The organism is Metabacillus flavus, assembly GCF_018283675.1.
In the GTDB taxonomy this organism is placed as follows: domain Bacteria; phylum Bacillota; class Bacilli; order Bacillales; family Bacillaceae; genus Metabacillus_B; species Metabacillus_B flavus.
Genome location: NZ_JAGVRK010000001.1, coordinates 348135 through 366366, shown reverse-complemented (window position 1 = coordinate 366366; position 18232 = coordinate 348135). Strand labels below are relative to the sequence as shown.

The 18232-nt window shown below is 49.4% G+C and carries 13 protein-coding genes, 3 rRNA genes and 1 riboswitch; all 16 genes read right to left on the bottom strand.

Translation table 11 applies throughout. The features are described from left to right. Positions 1–9: 9 nt before the first annotated feature. On the bottom strand, positions 10–1548 hold the full coding sequence (gene purH, locus J9317_RS02000) for a bifunctional phosphoribosylaminoimidazolecarboxamide formyltransferase/IMP cyclohydrolase (RefSeq protein ID WP_211556071.1): 1539 nt from the start codon (positions 1546–1548) through the stop codon (positions 10–12). Then, positions 1545–2135 carry a phosphoribosylglycinamide formyltransferase gene (gene purN, locus J9317_RS01995; protein ID WP_211556069.1) on the bottom strand — a complete coding sequence of 197 codons (591 nt, stop codon included), beginning with the start codon at positions 2133–2135 and terminating at the stop codon, positions 1545–1547. The genes purH and purN overlap by 4 nt, the downstream gene beginning before the upstream one ends. Beyond that, on the bottom strand, positions 2132–3169 hold the full coding sequence (gene purM, locus J9317_RS01990) for a phosphoribosylformylglycinamidine cyclo-ligase (RefSeq protein ID WP_211556067.1): 1038 nt from the start codon (positions 3167–3169) through the stop codon (positions 2132–2134). The genes purN and purM overlap by 4 nt, the downstream gene beginning before the upstream one ends. Before the next feature lie 12 nt (positions 3170–3181). Then, a complete protein-coding gene (purF, locus tag J9317_RS01985; protein WP_211556065.1) occupies positions 3182–4612 on the bottom strand; it encodes an amidophosphoribosyltransferase in 1431 nt (476 codons plus the stop codon). After that, positions 4588–6816, bottom strand: a complete 2229-nt coding sequence (gene purL / locus J9317_RS01980; RefSeq protein ID WP_211556063.1) for a phosphoribosylformylglycinamidine synthase subunit PurL — start codon at positions 6814–6816, stop codon at positions 4588–4590. Before purL ends, purF begins: the two co-directional genes overlap by 25 nt. Beyond that, on the bottom strand, positions 6800–7483 hold the full coding sequence (gene purQ, locus J9317_RS01975; protein WP_211556061.1) for a phosphoribosylformylglycinamidine synthase subunit PurQ: 684 nt from the start codon (positions 7481–7483) through the stop codon (positions 6800–6802). Before purQ ends, purL begins: the two co-directional genes overlap by 17 nt. Beyond that, positions 7480–7734, bottom strand: a complete 255-nt coding sequence (gene purS / locus J9317_RS01970; protein WP_211556059.1) for a phosphoribosylformylglycinamidine synthase subunit PurS — start codon at positions 7732–7734, stop codon at positions 7480–7482. The genes purQ and purS overlap by 4 nt, the downstream gene beginning before the upstream one ends. Further along, positions 7727–8446, bottom strand: a complete 720-nt coding sequence (gene purC, locus J9317_RS01965) for a phosphoribosylaminoimidazolesuccinocarboxamide synthase (RefSeq protein WP_347880490.1) — start codon at positions 8444–8446, stop codon at positions 7727–7729. The genes purS and purC overlap by 8 nt, the downstream gene beginning before the upstream one ends. Before the next feature lie 71 nt (positions 8447–8517). Next, on the bottom strand, positions 8518–9810 hold the full coding sequence (gene purB / locus J9317_RS01960; protein ID WP_211556055.1) for an adenylosuccinate lyase: 1293 nt from the start codon (positions 9808–9810) through the stop codon (positions 8518–8520). 18 nt (positions 9811–9828) lie between these two features. Beyond that, positions 9829–10953, bottom strand: coding sequence for a 5-(carboxyamino)imidazole ribonucleotide synthase (purK, locus tag J9317_RS01955; RefSeq protein WP_211556053.1), 1125 nt, complete (start codon positions 10951–10953; stop codon positions 9829–9831). Next, a complete protein-coding gene (gene purE / locus J9317_RS01950) occupies positions 10940–11404 on the bottom strand; it encodes a 5-(carboxyamino)imidazole ribonucleotide mutase (protein WP_249292298.1) in 465 nt (154 codons plus the stop codon). Before purE ends, purK begins: the two co-directional genes overlap by 14 nt. A gap of 118 nt (positions 11405–11522) precedes the next feature. Next, a riboswitch (purine riboswitch) is annotated at positions 11523–11624 on the bottom strand. A gap of 82 nt (positions 11625–11706) precedes the next feature. Then, the gene (locus tag J9317_RS01945) at positions 11707–11907 is read right to left on the bottom strand and encodes an NETI motif-containing protein (RefSeq protein WP_211556049.1); all 201 of its coding nucleotides are present in this window, start codon (positions 11905–11907) and stop codon (positions 11707–11709) included. A 32-nt stretch (positions 11908–11939) separates the two neighbouring features. Next, positions 11940–12368 (bottom strand): cytidine deaminase, encoded by a 429-nt coding sequence (locus J9317_RS01940; RefSeq protein ID WP_211556047.1) that lies wholly within the window; start codon positions 12366–12368, stop codon positions 11940–11942. A gap of 860 nt (positions 12369–13228) precedes the next feature. Next, positions 13229–13344 (bottom strand): 5S ribosomal RNA (rrf, locus tag J9317_RS01935). A gap of 72 nt (positions 13345–13416) precedes the next feature. Next, positions 13417–16341, bottom strand: a 23S ribosomal RNA gene (locus tag J9317_RS01930). Between the two features lie 244 nt (positions 16342–16585). Continuing rightward, positions 16586–18124 (bottom strand): 16S ribosomal RNA (locus J9317_RS01925). The 16S, 23S and 5S rRNA genes sit together here, the layout of an rRNA operon. Positions 18125–18232: the final 108 nt, after the last annotated feature.

The window sequence follows — 18232 nt, the reverse complement described above, 5'->3', positions numbered from 1 at the left end:
TCTCCCTTCTTAATGCTTGAAATGGCGAATGCCTGTAAATACCATGGTGATGCCATGCTCATCTGCAGCACGGATGGATTCTTCATCTTTGATGGAGCCTCCTGGCTGAATAATGGCAGTGACGCCGGCTTTCGCTGCGGCTTCCACTGTGTCGCCCATTGGGAAAAACGCGTCTGAGCCCATTGCGCTTCCTTCTGCTTTTGCTCCGGCTTGTTCAATCGCAATTTTTGCAGAGCCGACTCGGTTCATCTGTCCTGCCCCAATTCCAATTGTCATTTCATCCTTAGCCAAAACAATCGCGTTGGATTTCACATGCTTGACGACCTTCCATGCAAGCTTCAAATCCTTCCATTCCTGCTCTGTCGGTTCGCGTTTTGTCGGAATGGAAACGACCGCATCATCAAAAGTCAAAGCATCCTCGTCCTGGATCAGCATACCTCCGGCAACGGAGACAAGCTGCTTAGCCGGTACTCCTTTCTCCTCCTGTTCAATCGTTAAGAGACGGAGGTTCTTTTTAGACGTCAGAATCTCCAATGCCTCCTTGGAAAAGGTCGGAGCAATAATAATTTCGAGGAAAATTTCATGCAGCTTTCCTGCGGTTGCCGCATCCACTTCCCGATTTAACGCGATAATCCCGCCGAAAATGGAGGTAGGGTCTGCTTCAAATGCGCGCTGATACGCTTGTTCAATGGTATCGGCTGTTCCGACCCCGCATGGATTCATATGCTTAACAGCAACAGCGGCCGGGGCTTCAAATTCACGGACAATCTGAAGGGCAGCGTCTGCATCTTTAATATTGTTATAGGAAAGCTCTTTCCCGTGAAGCTGCTTCGCTTCCGCAATCGATGCCTTCCGTTTAAGAGGCGTTTGATAGAAAACAGCCTGCTGATGCGGATTTTCTCCGTAGCGCAAATCCTGTTTCTTTTCATATGTAACGGTTAGGGTATCGGGATTTTCTTCTCCTGTAATCGACGTCATGTATTCAGCAATCAAGGCATCGTAGGCAGCTGTGTGTCTGAATACTTTCGCCGCAAGCCTGCGTCTGAATTCAAGATTTGTGTCTCCGTCTTTTTCAATTTGTGCAAGAACGGTCTCATAATCAGCCGGGTCTACGATCACCGTAACATCCCCGTGATTTTTTGCCGAAGCACGAAGCATGCCGGGACCGCCGATATCAATGTTTTCAACGGCTTCATCGAATGTGAAATCCGGCTTAGAGATCGTTTCTTTAAACGGATATAGATTCACGACAACTAAGTCGATCGGCTGAATACCATTTTCTTTGAGCTGGTTCATATGACTCTCGTTGTCTCTTACCGCAAGAAGTCCGCCGTGAATGGCCGGGTGAAGGGTTTTGACGCGGCCGTCCATAATTTCAGGAAACCCGGTTACTTCAGAAATTCCAATCGCGTTAACGCCCGCTTCCTGAAGCATTTTTTTCGTTCCGCCAGTTGAGATCACTTCAATCCCAAGTTCCCCGAGGCGCTTCGCGAACGGAACTAGATTTTCTTTATTGGATACGCTGATTAGTGCTCGTTTAATCGTCATGGTTGTTTCACCTCTGTCTTGATTTTCAGTACATGCTGAAGGACGGCGGGGAAAAAAGCGTGCTCCGCCTTGTGAATGTTTATTTTTAGCTGTTCAAGAGATTCTGGAATAGCTACTCTCATCTGGTCGATTATCGGACCAGTGTCCATTCCTTCATCCACATAATGAATCGTAATGCCGGTTTCCGTATCACCTGATTCGAAGGCGCGTTCGATCGCATCCTTCCCTGGAAATTTCGGAAGCAGCGAGGGATGGAGATTAATAATCTTGGTTGGAAAAGCATCAAGGAGAACAGGTCCGATCAGACGCATATAGCCTGCCAGAATGAGCCACTCGGTCCCGTGCTTCTCTAGGTTTGCAAGAATTTCAGCTTCATAGGCTGTTTTGTCTTCAAATGATTTTGGTGATAGCTCCAGAACCCGAACACCTGCTAATCTTGCTTTTTCCATTACAGGGGCGCCAGGCTTATCGCAGACGAGAAGGACAATTTCCGCATCGAGCTCCCCGTTCTTCGTTTTTTCTGCAATGGCTTGAAAATTACTGCCGCTTCCTGATGCGAAAACGGCGATTTTAGGCTGGCTGATCATAGGGCGGCACCGCCGAATTCTACTCCGGAACCTTCTTTCACCCGTCCGATAATAAAGGCTTTTTCGCCATGCTCCTCAAGGATTCCGATCGCATCATGAATTCGCTCCGGACTGATGGCAAAGACAAAGCCGATGCCCATATTGAAAATGTTGAACATTTCTTCCCGGTTCAGGCTTCCTTTTTCTTCAAGAAGGTCAAAGATTTTCGGAATCGGCCATGATCCGTAGTCAATTTCTGCGCCCAGTCCTTCCGGCAGCATCCTCGGAATGTTTTCAACAAAACCGCCGCCGGTAATATGCGCCATCCCATCAACTTTTACATTCTTCAAAACTTTTAAAACAGGTTTTACATAAATTCTTGTGGGTGTTAAAAGCTCATCGCCAAGAGGGTTTTGCAATGGCTCAACCGTCTGGTTCAGTTGGAGTGCGCTGTCTTCCAGAAGAATTTTCCGGACGAGTGAAAAGCCGTTGCTGTGAAGACCGCTTGAGGTGAGTCCAATCAGCACATGACCCGGTTTAATCCCTGCCCCGGTCACAAGCTCATCCTTTTCCGCTCCGCCAACGCTAAAGCCGGCGACATCGTATTCACCGTCAGCGTACAGGCCGGGCATCTCGGCCGTCTCCCCGCCGATCAGCGCGCAGCCTGCTTCCTCGCAGCCGTCTGCAATCCCTTTGACAATCTGCTCAATTTTTTCAGGGTCGGCTTTTCCAAGGGCTAAATAATCAAGGAAAAAAAGCGGTTCCGCACCTTGGGCCAGTATATCGTTCACGCACATCGCCACCGCGTCAATTCCAATTGTATCATGACGATCCGCCATAAAAGCGAGCTTAAGCTTCGTTCCGACGCCGTCTGTGCCTGATACGAGAACAGGCTTCCGGTAGTTCAGGGCCGACAGGTCGAAGACACCGCCAAAGCCTCCGAGCAGACCGATGGCACCCTCGCGTTTCGTACGCTCCACGTGTTTTTTCATTCTGGAAACCGCTTCGTAGCCGGCTTCGATGTTCACTCCTGCATCCTGATAGGCTTTTGACATGTCCGTTCCTCCTTATCGCGCACCTGTTTTTACTTCTTTTTCATGAGGGAGCAGCGTGTCGGCATAAATTTCCGTTGGATAGCGGCCGGTAAAGCACGCCATGCACTGTCCTCTTGTTTCTCCTTCATAAGGGCGGCCAATTCCATCCAGCAAGCCTTCCGGACTGATGAAAGCGATGGAGTCGGCACCGATTAATTCTCGAATCTCTTCTGCGTTATGAGAAGACGCAATCAGTTCCTCATGGGTCGATGTATCAATTCCATAAAAGCACGGATGCGCAATCGGCGGTGAGCTGATGCGGACGTGAACCTCAGTCGCTCCCGCTTCCTTCAGCATCTGCACGATCCGTCTGCTCGTTGTTCCGCGGACGATCGAATCATCGACCATCACGACCCGCTTGCCTTCTACAACCCCGCGGACGGCAGAAAGCTTCATTTTTACCCCTTGCTCTCTTAAAGACTGGGACGGCTGGATAAATGTCCGGCCGACATAGCGGTTTTTAATAAGTCCGAGCTCATACGGAATACCGGATGCTTCTGCATAGCCGATCGCTGCTGAAATAGAGGAATCAGGCACGCCTGTCACAACGTCTGCTTCCACTCCCGCTTCCTGTGCTAAACGCTTGCCGAGGTTTTTGCGGGCGGTATGCACGTTGATTCCGTCAATGTTGCTGTCCGGTCTGGAAAAATAAATGTATTCCATGCTGCAGATTGATCGGTTGCTGTTCATGGAGAACCGTTCGGACTGCATGCCGTCGTCATTAATGATAATCAGTTCACCCGGCTGGACCTCGCGAAGGTAATCCGCTCCGACAATATCAAAGGCACATGTCTCGGACGCGACCACATACGCATCGCCAAGCAGGCCGATCGAAAGCGGACGGAGGCTGTTCGGATCAAGCGCCACCATCATTTCCGTTTCGGTTAAAATAACAAACGCGTAAGCCCCTTTAATCATGGATAACGCGTTTTTCACTTTATCCATTAAAGAAAAGTGGCCGCTTCGTTTAATCAAATGGGCTAAAACCTCAGTATCGGACGTTGTCTGAAAAATACTTCCCTGGCTTTCAAGCTGGTGTTTTAAATGGTTCGCGTTCACCAGGTTCCCGTTGTGGGCAAGCGCCAGACCGCCGTTTTGCGAACGGAACATAAGCGGCTGGACGTTTTCAAAGCCGCCTCCTCCCGCTGTTGCATACCGGACATGGCCGATCGCTGCTTTCCCGCTCATCTCGCCTAGCTGGCCTTTGTTGAAAACATCCGTAATCAGGCCGAGCCCTTTTTCACAGTCCATCGTCTTGCCGTCCGTCGTCACAATGCCCGCTCCCTCCTGGCCGCGGTGCTGCAGACTGTGCAAACCGTAGTACGTAATTTGGGCCGAATCAGGATGACCCCAGATTCCAAATACACCGCACTCTTCGTTTAATCCTTTGATTTCAGCAAGCATGGGATGGCTCCTCTCCAGGCGTCTTCAAGCTTCTCGATGCTTAAATCCACCCACTGTTCCCCTTGGCTTCCGCGAATGGACAGTTTTCCGTTTTCCGTAACCCGGCCAATTCTTACAGCCTTTGTTAACTCCTCGAAACACTCTTTATTTTCAGGACGTACCGTCAGGATATATCGCGATTGAGTCTCACTGAACAGTGCCGTTACCGCATCACCGGTTAACTCAACATCTGCTCCGAGTCCTTTTCTTGAAAAGGCCGACTCAGCAAGCGCAACCGCAAGTCCGCCTTCTGCTGCATCATGCGCGGATTGAACCAGGCCTTCCCGGATTGCCTTTGATAAAAGGTTCATACGCGCTTTTTCAACCGCTAAATCAAGCACCGGTGCTTTTCCGGAAATTTCGCCGTTCACAAGCTTTTGCAGCTCGCTTCCGCCGAATTCAGGCTTTGTTTCCCCTAGCACATAAATGAAATCGCCTGCTTCTTTGAAGTCCTGTGTCGTAATGTAATCGGTATCCTCAATCAGACCGACCATTCCGATGACTGGTGTCGGATAGATCGCCGTTCCGTTCGTTTCGTTATAAAGAGAAACGTTGCCTCCAATAACGGGAGCACCTAGAACTGTACATGCTTCGCTCATCCCATCCGCCGCTTTTTCAAGCTGCCAGAAGATCTCCGGCTTTTCCGGATTCCCGAAGTTCAAACAGTCCGTGATTGCAAGCGGTGTACCTCCCGAGCAAACGATGTTCCGCGCTGCTTCTGCAACCGCAATTTTCCCGCCCGTTTCCGGATCGAGGTACAAATAGCGCGAGTTGCAGTCCGTCGTCATCGCTAGAGCCTTTTTCGTTCCGCGGATGCGCAGAACAGCAGCATCGGATCCGGGTGCGACCACCGTATTCGTGCGGACCATATAATCATATTGATTGTAGACCCATTCCTTGCTCGCAATCGTCGGCTGCTTAAGGAGGCTGATCAGCATTTCTTCAAGGTTTGCCACCGCTGGAACCGTCTCTTCCATTTGCTGAAACTCCCGGAAATAAGCTGGCACTAAAGAAGGTTTATGATAAACCGGCGCTTCCTCTGCTAACGCATCTACCGGAATCTCTACGACGACCTCGCCTCTATGGACAAGGCGGAGCATTTTATCATTCGTTACCGTCCCGACTGACACGGCTTCTAAATCGTATTTTGCAAAAATGGTTTCGATCTCATGCTCACGGCCTTTTTCAATAACAAGCAGCATCCGCTCCTGAGATTCGGAAAGCATCATTTCATACGGCGTCATTCCGTACTCGCGCTGAGGAATCAAATCCAGGTTCATTTCGATTCCTGAGCCTGCCTTGCTTGCCATTTCAGCAGACGAACTCGTAAGTCCCGCTGCACCCATATCCTGAATGCCGACAAGCGCATCATTTTGGATCACTTCAAGACAGGCTTCAAGAAGAAGCTTTTCCATGAACGGATCCCCCACCTGGACGGCCGGGCGCTTTTCATCGGATTTTTCGTTGAGCTCCTCTGAAGCGAATGTCGCTCCATGAATTCCATCACGGCCTGTTTTCGCGCCGACATACATGACGGTATTGCCGACTCCTTTCGCCTGGCCTTTCTTTATATCCTTGTGGTCAATGAGTCCGACACACATCGCGTTCACAAGCGGGTTTCCTTCATAGGAGGCATCAAACTGGATTTCGCCGCCAACGGTTGGAATACCGATGCAGTTTCCGTAACCGGCGATTCCTGCTACTACTTCTTCAAACAAATACTTTACGCGCGGTGTTTTCAGTTCACCGAATCTCAGCGAGTTTAATAGGGCGATCGGACGTGCTCCCATCGAGAACACATCACGGATGATGCCGCCGACACCCGTTGCAGCGCCTTGATAAGGCTCAACAGCAGAAGGGTGATTATGGCTCTCGATTTTAAAAACAACCGCCTGGTTATCGCCGATATCGACAATCCCCGCTCCCTCGCCGGGTCCCTGCAGAACATGCTCGCCTGTGACAGGGAACTTTTTTAGAATCGGCTTGGAGTTTTTATAGCTGCAGTGCTCAGACCACATAACAGAGAAAATTCCCGTTTCCGTATAGTTGGGAAGGCGTCCGAGAATGGATTCAACCATCGCAAATTCTTCATCGCTGATTCCCATTTGCTGATACACTTTTTCAGCTTTGATTTGTTCAGGATTTGGCTCAAGAAGTAGTGACATGTGCTTCCCTCCAGTTTTTTACGATCGATTGAAACAGCTTGATGCCGTCCGAGCTTCCAAGCATAGAATCCACAGCGCGCTCAGGGTGAGGCATCATGCCGAGAACATTGCCGCGTTCATTGACAATCCCTGCAATATCCTCGAGACTTCCATTCGGATTTTCACTGTACGTAAAAACAATTTGACTATTATCGTTCAGCCTTTTCAGCGTCAGCTCGTCGCAGAAATAATTCCCTTCGCCGTGAGCAATCGGTACAGAGATGACCTGGTTTTCTGTATAGCCGGATGTGAACAGGGTTTTGGCATTGACCACCTTCAAAGAGGCAGGTTCGCACTTAAATTTCAGCCCCTCATTCCGTTTCATCGCACCCGGAAGCAGACCTGCTTCAAGGAGAATTTGAAATCCGTTGCAGACGCCAAGCACCGGCTTTCCTTGTTCCGCTGCCTTTTTCACTTCTGCCATGACATTTGAAAAATGAGCAATGGAGCCGGAGCGCAGGTAATCGCCGTAGGAGAATCCTCCTGGAAGAAGAATGCCGTCAAATCCGCTCAAATCGTTTTCGTCGTGCCAAACATACTCTGCTTCTTCTCCAAGCTCATCCTTGATCGCATGATACATATCCACGTCACAGTTGGAGCCGGGAAAAACAATCACTGCGAATTTCACTGAACGACAACCTCCTCTGCTTCAAAGCGGTAGTCTTCAATGACCGTATTTGCTAAAAGCTTTTCACACATTTCCTTCACGGTTTCCTCAAGCGGACGGTCGGTTTTCTCGATCATCAGCTCCATGTATTTCCCGATGCGGACGTCCTGAACCTCACGATAGGACATGCTGTGCAGCGCATTCTTAACGGCGTTCCCCTGCGGATCCAAAATACTTTCTCTTAAACTGACATACACCTTCACTTTATACATGTGCGGGTCCTCCCAATCGTTTTAAGATTTCTTCGTACGCTTCAGTTAAACTGCCAAGATCCCGGCGGAACACGTCTTTATCAAACTTTTCGTTTGTCTCTTTGTCCCACAGGCGGCATGTATCAGGGGAAATTTCATCCGCCAGCAAAATCGTTCCGTCTTTTCGGAGGCCGAATTCAAGCTTAAAGTCTATCAGTCTTACATTTCTCTCTGCAAAATATGGAATGAGAACGTCGTTTACTTTGAGGGCTTTTGTTTTCAGTTCTTCGGTTTGTTCCGGTGTTGCCGCATTCAATAGTTTGATATGGCTCTCTGTAATAAGCGGATCTCCGAGCGCATCATCCTTGTAGTAAAACTCAACAATCGGTTCAGGGATTGGTGTTCCTTCTTTTATGCCGAGACGCTTCGCCATACTTCCGGCGACGGTGTTCCGTACAACGACTTCAAGCGGAATAATGGTGACTTCCTCTACCAGCTGCTCGGTTTCAGAAACTTTGCGGATCAGGTGGTTGGCAATGCCCGCTTCTTTGAGCTTTTCAAAAATCAGAACGGAAATCTCGTTGTTCAATCGGCCTTTTCCGGTAATCTCTGTTTTTTTCTCTCCGTTAAATGCCGTAGCGGAGTCTTTATAGGAAACAAGAAATTCACCCTCACGCTCAGTTCTGTAAATGCGCTTCGCTTTTCCCTCATAAAGCAGTTCCATTAATTTCACCCTCCTGTAGTCGGAATATTGGGAATATTAAGATTGGAAAGAAGCAAAGTTTTGCTTTGCCCCTTCAGTTTTTATAGACCGAGCCTGTTAAAAATGGCATCTACATTTTTCAAGTGGTAGTTGTAATCGAAGCAGTCATCGATTACTGCTGGTGTTAACCGTTCGTTAACGGCCGGATCTGCTTCTACTAATGTGCGGAAATGGACTTGTGTTTCCCAAGCCTCCATTGCTTTCGGCTGAACAAGATCGTACGCTGCTTCACGAGCCATGCCTGAGTCGATAAGAGCAAGCAGGACACGCTGGGAGTAAATCAGCCCAAGGGTACGATCCATGTTGCGCTTCATGTTTTCAGGGAACACGGTCAGGTTCTTAATGATATTTCCGAAGCGGTTCAGCATATAGTTCAGTGCAATAGTTGCATCCGGCAAAATGATCCGTTCTGCAGAGGAGTGGGAAATATCGCGTTCATGCCATAGCGGAACATTTTCATAAGCCGTCATCATGTAGCCGCGGATGACACGGGCAAGCCCAGTCATATTTTCCGATCCGATTGGATTGCGTTTATGCGGCATGGCCGAGGAGCCCTTCTGCCCTTTTGCGAAAAATTCCTCTACTTCGCGCGTTTCGCTCTTCTGAAGTCCACGTACTTCTACGGCGAACTTTTCAATTGATGTTGCGATCAGTGCAAGGGTGCTCATATAATCAGCGTGGCGGTCGCGCTGAAGGGTTTGAGTCGAGATCGGTGCTGCCTGAAGACCAAGCTTCTCGCACACATATTTTTCAACAAACGGATCGATGTTCGCATATGTTCCAACCGCGCCTGACATTTTTCCAAATTCAATGCCTTCCGCAGAACGGTTAAAACGCTCCAGGTTCCGTTTCATTTCCTCATACCACAGGCCAAGCTTCAGACCGAATGTCGTCGGCTCTGCATGGACACCGTGCGTGCGGCCCATCATCACCGTATATTTGTGTTCAATCGCTTTGTTTTTAAGAATCTCTACAAAGCGCTCGAGGTCTGCTCTTAAAATATCATTCGCTTGCTTCAGAAGGTAAGATAGCGCTGTATCCACAACATCTGTAGAAGTAAGTCCGTAATGGACCCATTTCCGCTCTTCGCCAAGTGTTTCAGAAACCGCTCTTGTAAAGGCAACGACATCATGTCTTGTTTCCTCTTCAATCTCTTTAATGCGGTTAATGTCAAAGGAAGCATTCTCACGCAGAAGCACTGTATCTTCCTTAGGGATGACCCCAAGCTCAGCCCATGCTTCACAAGCAAGAATTTCTACCTCAAGCCACGCCTGGAAACGGTTTTCCTCTGTCCAGATGGCTCCCATTTCCGGCCTTGTATAACGTTCGATCATCGTAAATCCTCCGTTCTCCTATTGACCCCACTGATTTGATATTTTCTCCATCGTTTCTTCAATGACGTCCGTTTTAAAGGTAACATGCCCCATTTTTCTCTTTGGCTTGTTTTCCTTTTTACCGTACAAGTATAACGCAGCTTCATCTAAAAACGAAAGATTATTTAAAACAGCTTCGAGATGTTCGCCTAATACGTTCACCATCAGGCCTTTTTTCAATAAATCTGTTCTTCCAAGCGGTAAATTACAAACGGAGCGGATATGCTGTTCAAACTGGGAGGTTTCGCACAAATCCATCGTGTAATGGCCTGAATTATGCGGCCTCGGCGCCAATTCATTGATGAAGATCTCTCCATCCTCAGTCAAAAACATTTCAACAGCCAGTGTTCCAACCAATTCAAAGCGTTCAGCAAGCTTTAACGCAGCATCTTTTGCCCTTTTTTCGATGTCGGCTGTTATTCTCGCTGGAACTATGCTTAGATGAAGGATGTTCTCACGGTGAACATTCTCAGCTGCCGGAAAGACCTTTACATCCCCGCTCGGGTTTCTTGTGACAATGATGGAAAGCTCTTTCTCAAAGGGAACCCATTTTTCAAGAATGCATTTCCCCAGATTCAGCAGTTTTTCAGCCTCTTCTATATCAGCTGGACTCTTGATTACCGCCTGCCCTTTACCATCGTAGCCCCCTCTGCATGTTTTTAAAACGGCAGGGAAACCGATATCTTCAAGCGCATCCTCAAGACCGTTGCCGTTCTCAAGGATCCTGTAGGGCGCCACCTGACAGCCGCTTTCATGAATGGCTTCTTTTTCTGTTTGCCTGTCCTGGGTCAGTGAGAGCAGCCGGCTCCCCTGCGGAAGATAAGCGTTATTTTCAAGCCACACGAGAGTATCATAATCGATGTTTTCAAATTCATATGTGATGACGTCACTCACAGCGGCAAGCTGCTTAATGGCGTTTAAATCGCTGTAGGCGGCGGTGATTTCAATGTCTGCAGCCTGCCCGCATGGACTATCCGCTGCAGGATCAAGAACTGCGATGCGATAGCCCATATTTTTCGCATCCAATGCCATCATCCGTCCCAGCTGTCCTCCGCCAATGATGCCGATCGTCTGTCCGGGTAAAATTTGCTTATACAAGAGCATCACTGCTTTCGAGCACGGCCTGGCGGGTATCCTCTCTCCGTTTGGCAAGAGCTGCTTCAATCCTGCCGTCTGTCAGGGAGAGAATCTGTGCCGCAAGCAGTGCCGCATTCACAGCACCAGCTTTACCAATTGCTACCGTTGCAACGGGAACGCCTCCAGGCATTTGCACAATGGAAAGGAGTGAATCAAGTCCGTTAAGAGCCTTTGACTGAACCGGTACGCCGATTACTGGCAGGGTTGTCTTTGCAGCGACCATTCCAGGAAGGTGGGCAGCGCCGCCTGCACCTGCAATAATGACTTTCAGCCCCCGTTCCCTGGCTGATTCCGCATATTCAAACATGAGCTCAGGTGTCCGGTGAGCAGATACGACTTTTTTTTCATAAAAAATCTCAAGTTCATCCAGCAGCTCGCACGCATGCCTCATTGTTTCCCAATCCGACTGGCTTCCCATAATGACTCCAACTTGTTCAATCACTGCGCTCCCCCGCTCTCCTAAAATGAAAAAAGCCCGGCCGTATGCTTAAGAGAAAGCAATACGAACCGGGCATAGTATGTATATCCACTACGCTGGTTAATCCACTTTCCCTCATAGTCCGGTCATTTACGGTGTCCGGGTAGAAACTCTTGGGCCATATCCCCAAATTTATATGAAGGCTTCGTCGTTATTTTCATCTATATCATAACAAGAGATTTTGTAACATGTCAACACAAAATATCGAACATTACTGCACTAAAGAGATATATCGTTCGGGTTTAGAGTAATTTCCCTTCAAATACAATCCTTCTTCCTGCTGGAACAATCTGCGTTTGTCCATTCTCTTTTACTTCTTTAAAGATGGGTTCCTCCATTCTGCGTACAGGAGCATATCCCTCTTCCTTCATGCGGTCGAGAACAGCACCGATGCTCTCATTCTCAGCAACCTCAAATTTCTTTTTTGTTGGTTTATCAGTCATTTAATTATCCCTCTTTTATCTTAGCAGCAAATTTACGTTTCAGTCGGTCTCGTATATTTAAGGGGAAGCAGTTCTTGAATGCTTAGTTTTGTAAGACCGTCTTTCGTATCTAAAATAACCTTCATATTCTCCCCGTAATCCCCGATCAGTTCCCTGCACATTCCGCACGGCGCAACAACCTTGATTTCACGATCATGCTCATCCAGGCCGGGGTGCCGAACCGCCACAATCGACTCAAACTCCCGAAAGCCCTCTGAAATAGCTTTCCCAATCGCAATAGCTTCTGCACAAACCGTAACCCTTCCAATGTATGCTTCAATGTGAACAGCCCTGATGATTTCTCCGGAAGCTGTTCGGAGCGCTGCGCCGACATGATGCTTCCCGTAATCGTAATGTTCACTAATGATTTCTTTTGCAGCCAGGATCAATTCTTCGTCTTGCTTGCTTATTTTTGCGGACATCCGATTTTCACCTCTGTTTGTTTCATTATAATAGGGATTGGTGGAGGGGACAAATGGGGATTAGGAATTTTTAAAGTGATTTTAATGAGGCAGCTGCGGTGTATTATTTAGGTATTTCTGGGATTGTGGAAGTTTATCGGCGATTTTTTGTAAATGAGAGGTGGTGTTTATTGGGAGGGTCTGGTGTTATCAGGAATATCTGTGGGGTGCCTTCTTTAGGAGGAGATGATTATGATGGTGGTTTTTAATTAAAACTCGACCACTTTTGTTCAAAACAGTTGATAGGGTTCAGCCTCGCGACTCAGTTAAGGGAACCGGGAAGGAGAATGGAGCTGAATTTGGTGTTTAAATACGTCATTTGGGGGCAGCAGGAAAGATATCGGCTATTTTGAGCGGATATCGACCGAAATTTTAATATATCGTCCCAAATCATGATATATCGGCTATTATTTCGATTTATCGACCGAAATGGAGCTGATATCTACTTTTCGACGTGGTTCGACAGAGTTGCTAAGTGAGATGTGTCACTATATTGGGCGTTACGATCAGTATTATGATCGGACAAGATTTATTATTGAAAAACTTCATATATTATCGAAATCGGACCATTTATTATCGAAAATCTCACCAATCGGCATTTCTAGCGGAATAGCGGTGCCATCCGGATCGAGTATCCGACTTCCCTCTTCCTTCTTCCAGCTAAAGCGTATCCCAGATCCCCCTAAAACAAAGTCCATCTGTAATGAGTATTCACCAACCCAAGGTGGATCCGGAGTCCAAGCACCTCCTGCCTAATCCGCACCTTCCCAAAACCCAAACAAAAAAAGGCTCACCCCAAGGGGCAAGCCTTTTTCTCATGTACCTGGCAACGTCCTACTCTCACAGGGGGAAACCCCCAACTACCATCGGCGCTAAAGAGCTTAACTTCCGTGTTCGGTATGGGAACGGGTGTGACCTCTCTGCCATAATTACCAGATATATGTTGAAAGATTGCTCTTTCAAAACTAGATAACGATTGCTGCACGAGTAAAGCAGCCTTACTTGAATAAAGGTTAAGTCCTCGACCGATTAGTATTCGTCAGCTGCACGTGTCACCACGCTTCCACCTCGAACCTATCAACCTGGTCATCTTCCAGGGGTCTTACTCTTGCGATGGGAAATCTCATCTTGAGGGGGCTTCATGCTTAGATGCTTTCAGCACTTATCCCGTCCGCACATAGCTACCCAGCGATGCCTTTGGCAAGACAACTGGTACACCAGCGGTGCGTCCATCCCGGTCCTCTCGTACTAAGGACAGCTCCTCTCAAATTTCCTGCGCCCGCGACGGATAGGGACCGAACTGTCTCACGACGTTCTGAACCCAGCTCGCGTACCGCTTTAATGGGCGAACAGCCCAACCCTTGGGACCGACTACAGCCCCAGGATGCGATGAGCCGACATCGAGGTGCCAAACCTCCCCGTCGATGTGGACTCTTGGGGAGATAAGCCTGTTATCCCCGGGGTAGCTTTTATCCGTTGAGCGATGGCCCTTCCATGCGGAACCACCGGATCACTAAGCCCGACTTTCGTCCCTGCTCGACTTGTAGGTCTCGCAGTCAAGCTCCCTTGTGCCTTTACACTCTGCGAATGATTTCCAACCATTCTGAGGGAACCTTTGGGCGCCTCCGTTACATTTTAGGAGGCGACCGCCCCAGTCAAACTGCCCGCCTGACACTGTCTCCCGGCCCGATCAGGGCCGCGGGTTAGAAGTTCAACACAGCCAGGGTAGTATCCCACCAATGCCTCCACCGAAGCTGGCGCTCCGGTTTCCAAGGCTCCTACCTATCCTGTACAAGCTGTGCCAAAATTCAATATCAGGCTGCAGTAAAGCTCCACGGGGTCTTTCCGTCCTGTCGCGGGTAACCTGCATCTTCACAGGTACTATAATTTCACCGAGTCTCTCGTTGAGACAGTGCCCAGATCGTTACGCCTTTCGTGCGGGTCGGAACTTACCCGACAAGGAATTTCGCTACCTTAGGACCGTTATAGTTACGGCCGCCGTTTACTGGGGCTTCAATTCAAAGCTTCGCTTGCGCTAACCTCTCCTCTTAACCTTCCAGCACCGGGCAGGCGTCAGCCCCTATACTTCGCCTTGCGGCTTCGCAGAGACCTGTGTTTTTGCTAAACAGTCGCCTGGGCCTATTCACTGCGGCTCTTCAAGGCTATTCACCCTAAAGAGCACCCCTTCTCCCGAAGTTACGGGGTCATTTTGCCGAGTTCCTTAACGAGAGTTCTCTCGATCACCTTAGGATTCTCTCCTCGCCTACCTGTGTCGGTTTGCGGTACGGGCACCATTTTCCTCGCTAGAAGCTTTTCTAGGCAGTGTGGAATCAGGAACTTCGGTACTTAATTTCCCTCGCCATCACAGCTCAGCCTTAACCAAGGGACGGATTTGCCTATCCCTTGAGCCTACCTGCTTGGACGCGCATATCCAACAGCGCGCTTACCCTATCCTCCTGCGTCCCTCCATTGCTCAAACGGAAAAGAGGTGGTACAGGAATCTCAACCTGTTGTCCATCGCCTACGCCTTTCGGCCTCGGCTTAGGTCCCGACTAACCCTGAGCGGACGAGCCTTCCTCAGGAAACCTTAGGCATTCGGTGGAGGGGATTCTCACCCCTCTTTCGCTACTCATACCGGCATTCTCACTTCTAAGCGCTCCACCAGTCCTTCCGGTCTGGCTTCTCAGCCCTTAGAACGCTCTCCTACCACTGTTCGTAAGAACAGTCCACAGCTTCGGTGATCCGTTTAGCCCCGGTACATTTTCGGCGCAGGGTCACTCGACCAGTGAGCTATTACGCACTCTTTAAATGGTGGCTGCTTCTAAGCCAACATCCTGGTTGTCTAAGCAACCCCACATCCTTTTCCACTTAACGGATACTTGGGGACCTTAGCTGGTGGTCTGGGCTGTTTCCCTTTCGACTACGGATCTTATCACTCGCAGTCTGACTCCCATAGATAAGTCTTTGGCATTCGGAGTTTGACTGAATTCGGTAACCCGATGAGGGCCCCTAGTCCAATCAGTGCTCTACCTCCAAGACTCTTACTATGAGGCTAGCCCTAAAGCTATTTCGGAGAGAACCAGCTATCTCCAGGTTCGATTGGAATTTCTCCGCTACCCACACCTCATCCCCGCACTTTTCAACGTGCGTGGGTTCGGGCCTCCATTCAGTGTTACCTGAACTTCACCCTGGACATGGGTAGATCACCTGGTTTCGGGTCTACGACCACGTACTCAATCGCCCTATTCAGACTCGCTTTCGCTGCGGCTCCGTCTTTTCAACTTAACCTTGCACGTAATCGTAACTCGCCGGTTCATTCTACAAAAGGCACGCCATCACCCGTTAACGGGCTCTGACTACTTGTAGGCACACGGTTTCAGGATCTGTTTCACTCCCCTTCCGGGGTGCTTTTCACCTTTCCCTCACGGTACTGGTTCACTATCGGTCACTAGGGAGTATTTAGCCTTGGGAGATGGTCCTCCCTGCTTCCGACGGGATTTCTCGTGTCCCGCCGTACTCAGGATCCACTCAGGAGGGAACGAAGTTTCGACTACAGGGCTGTTACCTTCTTTGGCGGGCCTTTCCAGACCGCTTCTTCTACCCCGTTCCTTTGTAACTCCGTGTTGAGTGTCCTACAACCCCAGAAGGCAAGCCTTCTGGTTTGGGCTAATCCCGTTTCGCTCGCCGCTACTCAGGGAATCGCTATTGCTTTCTCTTCCTCCGGGTACTTAGATGTTTCAGTTCCCCGGGTCTGCCTTCCAGATCCTATGTATTCAGATCAGGATGCTGCTCCATTACGAGCAGCGGGTTTCCCCATTCGGAAATCTCCGGATCAACGCTTACTTACAGCTCCCCGAAGCATATCGGTGTTCGTACCGTCCTTCATCGGCTCCTAGTGCCAAGGCATCCACCGTGCGCCCTTTCTAACTTAACCTGATAACGGAAGTTATCTTCGTTAGAGCTGAAAACAGATGTTTTCAGACTTGATGTTCTCTTCATACGCAAGCGCAGAAGAAAATCGTAAGGTTACTTGCTTACTCGTGTGAATGTTTGACATTCATATCGTTATCTAGTTTTCAAAGAACAAGTTTATAGAGAGAATGATCTCTCAAAACTAAACAAAATCGAAGTGCGTCCGTTAATTGTGCACCACATGGGTGCTGATAATTCTTCCTTAGAAAGGAGGTGATCCAGCCGCACCTTCCGATACGGCTACCTTGTTACGACTTCACCCCAATCATCTGCCCCACCTTAGGCGGCTGGCTCCCTTACGGGTTACCCCACCGACTTCGGGTGTTGCAAACTCTCGTGGTGTGACGGGCGGTGTGTACAAGGCCCGGGAACGTATTCACCGCGGCATGCTGATCCGCGATTACTAGCGATTCCGGCTTCATGCAGGCGAGTTGCAGCCTGCAATCCGAACTGAGAATGGTTTTATGGGATTCGCTTAACCTCGCGGTTTTGCAGCCCTTTGTACCATCCATTGTAGCACGTGTGTAGCCCAGGTCATAAGGGGCATGATGATTTGACGTCATCCCCACCTTCCTCCGGTTTGTCACCGGCAGTCACCTTAGAGTGCCCAACTGAATGCTGGCAACTAAGATCAAGGGTTGCGCTCGTTGCGGGACTTAACCCAACATCTCACGACACGAGCTGACGACAACCATGCACCACCTGTCACTCTGTCCCCCGAAGGGGAACCTTCTATCTCTAGAAGTGGCAGAGGATGTCAAGACCTGGTAAGGTTCTTCGCGTTGCTTCGAATTAAACCACATGCTCCACCGCTTGTGCGGGCCCCCGTCAATTCCTTTGAGTTTCAGTCTTGCGACCGTACTCCCCAGGCGGAGTGCTTAATGCGTTAGCTGCAGCACTAAAGGGCGGAAACCCTCTAACACTTAGCACTCATCGTTTACGGCGTGGACTACCAGGGTATCTAATCCTGTTCGCTCCCCACGCTTTCGCGCCTCAGCGTCAGTTACAGACCAGAGAGTCGCCTTCGCCACTGGTGTTCCTCCACATCTCTACGCATTTCACCGCTACACGTGGAATTCCACTCTCCTCTTCTGTACTCAAGTCCTCCAGTTTCCAATGACCCTCCCCGGTTGAGCCGGGGGCTTTCACATCAGACTTAAAAGACCGCCTGCGCGCGCTTTACGCCCAATAATTCCGGACAACGCTTGCCACCTACGTATTACCGCGGCTGCTGGCACGTAGTTAGCCGTGGCTTTCTGGTTAGGTACCGTCAAGGCGCGGGCAGTGACTCCCGCACTTGTTCTTCCCTAACAACAGAGCTTTACGATCCGAAAACCTTCATCACTCACGCGGCGTTGCTCCGTCAGACTTTCGTCCATTGCGGAAGATTCCCTACTGCTGCCTCCCGTAGGAGTCTGGGCCGTGTCTCAGTCCCAGTGTGGCCGATCACCCTCTCAGGTCGGCTACGCATCGTCGCCTTGGTGAGCCATTACCTCACCAACTAGCTAATGCGCCGCGGGCCCATCTGTAAGTGACAGCATAACCGTCTTTTATCTTCGAACCATGCGGTTCGAAAAGTTATCCGGTATTAGCTCCGGTTTCCCGGAGTTATCCCAGTCTTACAGGCAGGTTGCCCACGTGTTACTCACCCGTCCGCCGCTGACCTCCGAAGAGGTCCGCTCGACTTGCATGTATTAGGCACGCCGCCAGCGTTCGTCCTGAGCCAGGATCAAACTCTCCAAAAAGTAGTTTGACTAGCTCTTGTTTGTTGCTCTTGAATTAACGTTGGCACTTCGATTTGTTTAGTTTTCAAAGATCATTTTGTTTCGTTCGTTTCCTCAGAAGCGACTTTA

What these genes read in the sequence shown, in the direction of transcription:
- purB (WP_211556055.1), bottom strand. Translation starts at nt 9,810, where the DNA reads ATGATCGAACGTTATACAAGGCCGGAAATGGGAGCCATCTGGACAGAG.
- purL (WP_211556063.1), bottom strand. Translation starts at nt 6,816, where the DNA reads ATGTCACTACTTCTTGAGCCAAATCCTGAACAAATCAAAGCTGAAAAA.
- purH (WP_211556071.1), bottom strand. Translation starts at nt 1,548, where the DNA reads ATGACGATTAAACGAGCACTAATCAGCGTATCCAATAAAGAAAATCTA.
- purF (WP_211556065.1), bottom strand. Translation starts at nt 4,612, where the DNA reads ATGCTTGCTGAAATCAAAGGATTAAACGAAGAGTGCGGTGTATTTGGA.
- purE (WP_249292298.1), bottom strand. Translation starts at nt 11,404, where the DNA reads ATGGGAAGCCAGTCGGATTGGGAAACAATGAGGCATGCGTGCGAGCTG.
- purM (WP_211556067.1), bottom strand. Translation starts at nt 3,169, where the DNA reads ATGTCAAAAGCCTATCAGGATGCAGGAGTGAACATCGAAGCCGGCTAC.
- purS (WP_211556059.1), bottom strand. Translation starts at nt 7,734, where the DNA reads ATGTATAAAGTGAAGGTGTATGTCAGTTTAAGAGAAAGTATTTTGGAT.
- purN (WP_211556069.1), bottom strand. Translation starts at nt 2,135, where the DNA reads ATGATCAGCCAGCCTAAAATCGCCGTTTTCGCATCAGGAAGCGGCAGT.
- J9317_RS01945 (WP_211556049.1), bottom strand. Translation starts at nt 11,907, where the DNA reads ATGACTGATAAACCAACAAAAAAGAAATTTGAGGTTGCTGAGAATGAG.
- purK (WP_211556053.1), bottom strand. Translation starts at nt 10,953, where the DNA reads ATGCTCTTGTATAAGCAAATTTTACCCGGACAGACGATCGGCATCATT.
- J9317_RS01940 (WP_211556047.1), bottom strand. Translation starts at nt 12,368, where the DNA reads ATGTCCGCAAAAATAAGCAAGCAAGACGAAGAATTGATCCTGGCTGCA.